Origin of the sequence: Anaeromyxobacter soli (assembly GCF_022808855.1) — a bacterium.
In the GTDB taxonomy this organism is placed as follows: Bacteria; Myxococcota; Myxococcia; order Myxococcales; family Anaeromyxobacteraceae; genus Anaeromyxobacter; species Anaeromyxobacter soli.
Window position 1 is genome coordinate 1 of record NZ_JAKZLF010000076.1, and the last position, 1,334, is coordinate 1,334.

Below are 1,334 nucleotides of genomic sequence, written 5' to 3' on the forward strand. Positions count from 1 at the left end.
GGGTGCGGTACCAAGACATCGCTGACGCTTTTTGAGTCAGGACATCGCTGACAGTCGTGGCTGCTCGACTGTGGCGTGCCCTGGAAAGTTCAGCGAGCCATGAGCCAGAAGCTGGAGTTCGTCGAGAAGGCGACCAAGCCCGGCGCGAACATCTCGGCGCTGTGCGTCGAATACGGGATCTCGCGGCAATCCGGCCACAAGTGGTTGCGCCGCTACCGCGAGCAGGGGTACGCGGGTCTGGTCGAGCACAGTCGGCGTCCCGCCTCGAGCCCGCTCGCCACGGCGGAGGAGATCGTGGTCAGCATCGTCGAGCTCCGGGACAAGCATCCGAGCTACGGGCCGCAGAAGATCGCGCGCGTCCTGGCGAGGCGGCTCGGCCCGAGCACGCCCAGCGCGTCGACGGTCGCTCGGGTGCTTCGGCGCCTCGGGAAGATGAAGCGCAAGCGGTACCCGGTGAGGGTCTGGACCGTCGCCGGGCGTCCGCGTGTCGAGGTGAAGGGGCCGAACGACCTCTGGACCTTCGACTTCAAGGGCTGGTGGCGCGCACAGAACCGAGAGATTTGCGAGCCCTTGACCGTGCGCGACGCATTCAGCCGCAAGGTCCTCGCGGTGACGCTCGTGCCGAGCCGGCACACCATCCACGTGCGCCGTGCGCTGGAAGCCTTGTTTCGCAAGCACGGCGTGCCGCTCGCAATGCAGTGCGACAACGGAAGCCCGTTCGCCTGCTCGCGGGCGCGAGGAGGGATGACGCACCTCTCCGCCTGGCTCGTGTCGCTCGGAATCCGGCTCGTCCGCTCCCGCCCGGCGTCGCCGCAGGACAACGGCGGACACGAGCGGATGCACCGCGACCTCTCCGAGCTGGAGCTCAGGCCCGCCAAGAGCCGCAGAGCGCAGCAGCGCGACTGCGACCGCTGGATGGTCGACTTCAACGAGGTCCGCCCGCACGACGCGCTCGGCGGCAAGACGCCGTCGGAGGTCTACCGCGACTCGCCGCGGCGCTCGCTCGTACCGATGATCCCCAACTACTCCGGCGACTGGCAGACACGTCGGGTGAACCGCATGGGGATGGTGCGCATCGCCGGCGACTACGTGTTCCTCAGCACCGCCCTCATCGGACACATCGTCGGGCTCCGCCAGGAGAGCGAGCTGCTGTGGCGCGCCCGGTACTTCGACGTGGACCTGGGCACCCTCGAGATCGTCCCGTTCGACCACGCCCTCGCCCAGAACACGGTGATGCCACCTGTCACCTGGGTAAACACCGAGCAGCGGATTCGTCAGCGCGGGAGACAAGCCAAGATCCCGAGCAAAGTGTCAGCGATGTCTTGACTGGTTCC

General features: G+C 67.5%; 1 protein-coding gene. It reads left to right on the top strand.

Annotation, left to right across the window (positions count from 1 at the left end; translation table 11 throughout):
* The first annotated feature begins 75 nt into the window (after nucleotides 1-75).
* Nucleotides 76-1,326: an IS481 family transposase gene (locus MLV88_RS23795; protein WP_456298422.1), complete on the top strand. Its 1,251-nt coding sequence runs from the start codon at nucleotides 76-78 to the stop codon at nucleotides 1,324-1,326.
* Nucleotides 1,327-1,334 lie beyond the last annotated feature (8 nt).